The 7,011-nt window shown below is 42.8% G+C and carries 4 protein-coding genes; 2 read left to right on the top strand and 2 right to left on the bottom strand.

Going from position 1 to position 7,011, the window contains the following annotated elements; translation table 11 throughout:
- Window positions 1–636 precede the first annotated feature (636 nt).
- Window positions 637–3,675, top strand: a complete 3,039-nt coding sequence (locus tag PUQ00_RS31725) for a zinc-dependent metalloprotease (RefSeq protein WP_300423889.1) — start codon at window positions 637–639, stop codon at window positions 3,673–3,675.
- Between the two features lie 325 nt (window positions 3,676–4,000).
- Here PUQ00_RS31725 and PUQ00_RS31720 read toward each other — a convergent pair whose 3' ends face one another.
- Together PUQ00_RS31720 and cobJ are read right to left on the bottom strand one after the other, a co-directional pair.
- Window positions 4,001–4,198: a hypothetical protein gene (locus PUQ00_RS31720; RefSeq protein WP_300423887.1), complete on the bottom strand. Its 198-nt coding sequence runs from the start codon at window positions 4,196–4,198 to the stop codon at window positions 4,001–4,003.
- A 141-nt stretch (window positions 4,199–4,339) separates the two neighbouring features.
- The gene (gene cobJ / locus PUQ00_RS31715) at window positions 4,340–6,064 is read right to left on the bottom strand and encodes a precorrin-3B C(17)-methyltransferase (protein WP_300423885.1); all 1,725 of its coding nucleotides are present in this window, start codon (window positions 6,062–6,064) and stop codon (window positions 4,340–4,342) included.
- 515 nt (window positions 6,065–6,579) lie between these two features.
- On the opposite strand from cobJ, the gene PUQ00_RS31710 reads away from it, so the two are divergent.
- Window positions 6,580–6,933, top strand: a complete 354-nt coding sequence (locus PUQ00_RS31710) for a hypothetical protein (RefSeq protein ID WP_300423884.1) — start codon at window positions 6,580–6,582, stop codon at window positions 6,931–6,933.
- The last annotated feature ends 78 nt before the right edge of the window (window positions 6,934–7,011 follow it).

Below are 7,011 nucleotides of genomic sequence, written 5' to 3'. Positions count from 1 at the left end.
GATTATTCATCCACCAGTCGTACAGAATACCTTTCCTGTATTCTGACGACTGGCACCTTTATTCTGTTCGATAACAATTGAAAATTCGTCTTGGAAAATTCTGATGCCTGTCTTGAAAAGTGACGCTTGTTCCGACGCTAACAGAAGGAGAGTAGCGCCTCTGACTTTTCACGGTATCTGCAAAACCTCTCTTCTTTATCTCTCTCCTAAAAGGCTACCGTGTATACACAAGTCGAGTTGGGAAGGGGGTTAGGTTTTTCGTGGCCCTTTCCACATGAGCTGAATTGTCAGGTAGCGCCTTGCGTATTTTCCCACGGCAGTTCCTTCTGGTCTCAAAGACGCTGCGCGTAGCTTGTTTTTAAGGGGTACAAGTCGGGCATTTGCCCGCCCAACAGACTGCCTCCCCGTTGTGGCGCGGCAGCGGAGTCGGAGCCACTCTGCCCTGCCTCCAAGCTACGTGTTGACGTTCCGTCTTAAACCCTTTAATTTCTGATAAAGGTGAAAAATGCCAACTAAAATTAAAGTCTCAAGTTTGCTATTTTATCTAAAACAGCCAAAAGAATCGACAAAAAGCAGGCTATATAGCTTTGCAAAAGTTAAAAATTAACTCCGGGATAATTATCAGGTATAGATGGCATGAACCACAGATTAACCTTTTATATGATTTTGTTACATAGTTTTTTTTTAGGAATAGCAACGGCTAGCGCCAAGTTACCATCTGTTAACAGAGTTGATACAGATTTGTCCGCTAACCATCAGGCTGTACGAGTTGTAGAAGCCGTGGTTACGAAAAGAAGTAGAGAAAAATCTAATAGTCAGTTAACAACAGAAACTTCTTCAACTAAAATCTTAGCGTTATCGGCAAAGGGTATGAATATTCCCCCGAAACAGAGGCTACCGTCAGGGCAAGTTTGGGTAGTTAATCAAAATAAACACGTAGAGCCTCAACCATTTATTTGGGTAGTAAAAGACCTTAAAAAATCAGGACTACAACCATTTTTGCAAGCTATAAAAACACCAGAGAAACCGAATGCAAAGCCTAATCCTAGTGCTAAACCACCAGCAAAGGAAGGTTTAGAGGTGTTTGACGAAGTAATCAAAGGCACCCAAAAGTTAGGGGGATTGTTCACCCTTTATCGCAATAAAGAAAAGAATAAAATTTATCTAGAAATTAAGCCAGAGCAACTTAATAAAAATTACTTAAGTACCACAACCTTAGAATCAGGTATTGGCGAACGGGGTATTTACAGTGGTATGCCTTTGCAAGATTTTTTATTTTATTTCCAACGGGTGGATAATAAATTAAACTTTGTGATTCGCAATGTGAATTTTCGTACTCGTGAGGGAGATCCCCAGGTGCGATCGCTAGCCCGGTCTTTTAGTGACTCTGTTCTCTACACCATTCCGATTAAAAGCATTCATCCACAACGCAAAACTATTCTGATCGACTTGGGCGATTTGTTACTGACAGACTTAGCTGGATTATCTGTAAGTTTAGGAGTACCAAAAAGCACAGACCAGTCCTATTTTGGTACTGCTAAAGCTTTTCCCCAAAACTTAGAAATTGAGTCAGTTTTGAATTTTTCTGGTGGTGCTGGTCACGAGAATCAAATACCAAACTTTGCGTCGCTAGCTGACAACCGTGGTTTTACCCTGCGCGTCCATTACAGTCTCTCCCAACTACCCGATCAAGATTATCGACCGCGCCTTGCTGACGATCGCATCGGCTATTTCATCACTGCCTACCAAGATTTATCCAAAGACGATGGCGGCGATTCTTTTGTCCGCTACATCAATCGCTGGCATTTGGAAAAACAAGACCCGAAAGCAGTAATTTCTCGTCCAAAAAAACCGATTGTCTTCTGGATTGATAACGCTGTGCCCTTAGAGTACCGCGATCCGATCAAAGAAGGCGTTATCATGTGGAACAAAGCTTTTCTGAAAGCGGGATTCAAAGATGCAATTGAAGTCCGCCAAATGCCGGATGACGCCACATGGGACCCAGCAGATATTCGTTACAACACGATTCGCTGGATTAACACAGTCGATGGTTATTTTGCAATGGGGCCATCTCGCGTTAACCCATTGACTGGGGAAATTTTGGATGCAGACATTCTCGTAGATGCCAGCTTTGTGCGGGCACTCAAGAATGATTATCGCAAAATCGTCCAACCCAGCCAAACCCAAAATCGCACTACTTTATCAGCTTTGATGCAAAATCGTCTACTTTGCGCCAATGGTTTAGATGCGAAAAACAATGGTGTCCCTCAGCAGATGCAAGAACAACAGGGGTTGTTGAGTCGTTTATCAAAAATGGCAGGCGAGTACGATTTATGCTATGGGATGGAAGCTGCTAACCAGTTTGCCTTTGGTTCATTAGCGATGTCACTGCTACCTGATACCATGACCACTGCTGATCAGATGAAAGAATATATCAATCAATATATACGTTTAATCATCGCTCACGAAGTTGGACATACTCTTGGTTTACGCCATAACTTCCGTGGTAGTACACTGCTACCACCACAGGAGATGAATAATACCGAAATTACCAAAACTAAAGGTCTGACATCTTCCGTGATGGACTACATTCCCCCAAACATCGCTCCTCAAGGTACAAAGCAGGGAGATTATTTTCCCAGCATGGTAGGGCCTTATGATGAATGGGCGATTAAGTACGGCTACATATTAATTCAGACATCAACTCCCATAGCAGAAAAGCCAATTTTGGAGAAAATTGCTGCACAATCTTACAAGCCAGAGTTGAGTTATTCCACAGATGAAGATGTGTATGATCTTGACCCCACAGCCGATGCTTGGGATAACAGCAGCAATGTGCTGCTTTATTCTCAGTGGCAGTTGAATAATTCGCGGCTGATGTGGGAACGTCTAGATAAGCGTTACCCACTGACTGGTGATAGTTACACCGATGTGAGCGAACATTTTAGCACAGTATTGGGTAACTATTTCCAGCAAATATATTACACCACAAAATACATCGGGGGACAGTCTTTCTATCGCATTCACCCTAGCGAGATACCTACCGATAAGGTCTCTGGAGTCCACCAACACCGATTACCATTTGAACCAGTACCTGTTGAACAACAACGCCAAGCTTTACAGACGCTGCAAAAGTATGTGTTTGCAGAAGATGCCCTGAGTTTTTCACCAGAACTATTAAATAAATTAGCACCTTCCCGTTGGCGACATTGGGGTAGTGATCCGCAAGTTGGCCGTTTGGATTTTCCAATTCATGACTTGGTACTACTCATGCAAAGTTCTGTGTTGCGGGATTTACTTTCAGGCGATCGCCTCTCTCGCCTTAAGGATATCGAACTCAAAACTCCAGCCGAAAAAGCACTGACTCTTCCAGAATTATTTGACACTTTGCAGTTAGATATTTGGACGGAAGTAATCAAACCAAAAGGTAAATCAACGAAGATTTCCAGTTTGCGGCGAGGCTTGCAGCGTGAATACCTGAACATTTTGACGGCTATGGTGTTACGGAAAGAGTATGTTCCAGAAGATGCTCGCACTATGGCGTGGTATAAACTCAAACAATTGGATGAGAAACTTAAACATGTTAATTCCGATGATGAATATACCAAAGCGCACTTATTAGAAACGCGCGATCGCATTGAGAAAGTCTTAAACGCCCCGTTGCAAGCGAATTAAAAATAGTGGGGAGTGGGGAGTGGGGAGTGGGGAATGGGGAGTAGGGGAATAAATTTTAATTGTTTCTCCCTCTCCCTTCTCTTCTTCCATCACCACTTTGGCAAAATATATTTAGAATGCCCATACAGTTTTTATCGAACAGAATAAAGGTGCCAGTCGTCAGAATTCAGAATGAATTTTGTACGACTGGTGGATGAATAATCGGCGTTTTTGCACCCCCACCAAATTTTCTTGTTTTGTGGTCAACTTTCGCAGTCGCGGGTCTGAATCCCCGACTGATTGATTCTGACTCCTGAATTCTGACTCCTGAATTCTGAATTCTTCTTCAATGATTTTCTCGTGTCCGTTTTGCTTCTATTAGTTTTTCCAGTTCACCAATTTCATCTATGGTATAAAACTTCGGGTTAGGTTCAGCGTTAATTTTATCCATTAAAGCGTGAAAAGCTTCTGTATCATTACGATTTTCTAATAAATAACGTTTTAACTCTATTTTACTCATTGATGCAAACTTGGGCTTGGTCATTCGTCGTATCTCCATTCACCATTAGGGTTAATTAGAATACCATTTTCATCTCCAGCCAAGATATAGATGTCTCCTGTTCGTTACGCAAAATATCGCTACTCTAGGGGATAGATAGCAAAGGCAAGTAATACAATATACTTATTAGTCAGTATACCGACGCGGCGTATAAACCCAGATATTACCATCGCGGCGCCTGATGGTTCGGGTTTTTGTGGAACCAACGAGAATAATTGTCCGCATATCGGCGTTTGCTGGTGCTAAATCATCAAGTGCGATCGCTTTCACCGTCTGTCCTGGTCTGCCGAGATTCCGTGCCAACACTACTGGTGTATCCGGTCTTCTATGTCGCAGCAAAATATTTCTTGCTTCTGCCAGTTGCCAGGTACGCTCTTTGGAAACAGGATTGTAGAAAGCAATGACGAAATCAGCCTCAGCAGCAGCAGTAATTCGTTGCGCGATCGCAGACCAAGGTTTCAAGATGTCAGATAGGGAAATAGCACAGAAGTCATGCCCAAGGGGCGCACCAATCGCTGCTGCTGCTGCCTGCATAGCAGAGATGCCTGGGGCCACATGAATGTCGATACTGTCCCATTCGGGTTTGGCATAGCGATCGCACACTTCAAAAACTGCTGTTGCCATTGCATAGATACCCGGATCACCAGATGAAACTACAGCTACATATCGCCCAGATGCTGCCAAATCAAGCGCCATCGTTGCCCGTGCTTCTTCTTCGCGGTTGTCGGACTCATGCCGTTGCTTGCCATCAGCTAGAGAACCGATTAAATCTAAATAAGTTTTGTAACCCACTAGGTCAGTTGCCGATTTGAGTATCTCCTTCACTTCTGGAGACATCCACTGCGATCCACCAGGGCCTGTACCAACAATCGCTAATCGGCCGCGTGGCTGACCTGTGATGTTGAGGTCAATTGGTAGAGGGGCAATAGCGATCGCAATCTGGGGAGATGCGGGAGTAATGGGGGATTTGCCTGTAGCGGCGATCGCTGCGGCTTGCGCGGGGCTATAACCTTGTGAAAGCAGGCTTTCTAGCTGATTTGGGGTAAAAAAGCGGGCAGGTACTCCCAAGGCGCTAGCTACGGTGTCGATTGCGGGATCGGCTGCGGCGGTGATGGGTGCAAATATCCCAGCGACTGATGCTTTTTCTAGTTTGGCATCAGCTAGTAGCTGCTGTACTAAAGCTACTGCATCATGAATCATGCCACTAATTGCGATCGCGATCGTTGCTGGGTGGTAGACAAGGCAGTTGGGTGTAGGAGTCACCAAATGTTCGGTAATTTTGATGGTCAACTCTCCATTTGAATCTATAGGTAGTTTGCGATCGCTCAACCAAGGTGCGATGCCTTTTAGTTTGACTTGTGCCCCGGCTAGCAAATCTGAGATAAATTTCTTCGCATCATCTGGGTTTGCTAAATGGTATCCAGGGGGAGGAGACAACAGCGTTGTGCCCAAACGTAAATCGCCTGTGGTCGTAATTGCCGGCTTGACATCAAGGGCTTCGGCAATGCGGCGTGCCAAATCGTTTACCCCACCAAGTCCGCCCAAGAGTGGGACAACAGCGCTACCATCTTCAGCCACGGCTAGCACTGGTGGTTCCTGTCGTTTATCTGAGAGTACGGGAGCTAGCGTCCTAATTAAAATACCGGCGGCACAAATGCCAATCAACGGCGTTCCCTGGATAAATAACTTGCGCAACGTCTCGCCAAAATTCGTAAAGCTGACATCAACTCCAGATGTGCGACCCACTAGACCGTATAGTGTCGCCCCTGGTAGGACAGTAATTATTTTGCGTGCTATTGCGACGCTATTTTGACCTAGTACTACAATGGCGGGTGCAACATTCATGATCATAAGTAGATATCTTGCAAAATTCGATATCCTTCAAATGAAACCATAGATTTAGACATACAGCGACTTTTCAAAACTCGTCAAAATGTAAAGTTTATCAATATTATTATTTCACATAAGGTTCACATCCTTTTGATGATTACACATTGATACTTCATTATGTAAATATTATTTTTTATATAGAAGCAGTATAACTACTGAAACAATATCAAGGTTGTCTCTTGCAGGCAAATGCAGTAAGTTTTTGATCTGTTTGTATGGTGACATCTATGAGCGACGATGTTTATTCGTTAGCTAGTTTTGTCTAAACATTTTTTCAGTTGTAAGGAGAAATTCATACCTTGGAATTTTAATTTAATTGAACTTAAATTTTCAGGGTGCGGGAAGGGCGATCGCATTGTGTAGCTTGGATAATTTTTACAAGGAAGCAGTGAGTGATATATCATTATCCATTTTCTTATAGACATACTTTAAATCTAAACGTCATTCAGATAAGATAATTAGGAATAAGAGCAAAGATGGCAAACGCTCAATTCACTCAAGTTGCAAATATCAATGAAATACTCAATCAAGTTGGAGTTAGTCAAAAACTAGGGATTAGTGCGACACAAATAACTGATGCATCAAGAATAGTTAAATTTTCTGTGAGTTTTGACTCAGGCGATTTTTTTAGCAAACTTCTAAAGGAGCAAGTTAATAAATTTCAGTCAATTTCAAAACCAGCTATTTCCATATTGAATTTTTTGAATACAGAGATTCCGCTAATCTTTGATTATCCAGATGTTTTCAAGAGTCTTAATCAAGATTCTAATAGTGTAATTAGTGTATTAGATATCGTTGCTACTGCATATGAACTAAAAACTATGCAGTAAGCTAATATTGATCTAGTTATAGGAATCCTATTTGAGTTTTGAACAAGCTCCGTACATCTGAAGAGTGGCAAAGTCAAA

The organism is Nostoc sp. S13 (assembly GCF_029379315.1).
Lineage (GTDB): Bacteria > Cyanobacteriota > Cyanobacteriia > Cyanobacteriales > Nostocaceae > Nostoc.
The sequence above is the reverse complement of the archived record's forward strand: the minus strand, read 5'-3'. Positions and strand labels throughout refer to the sequence as shown.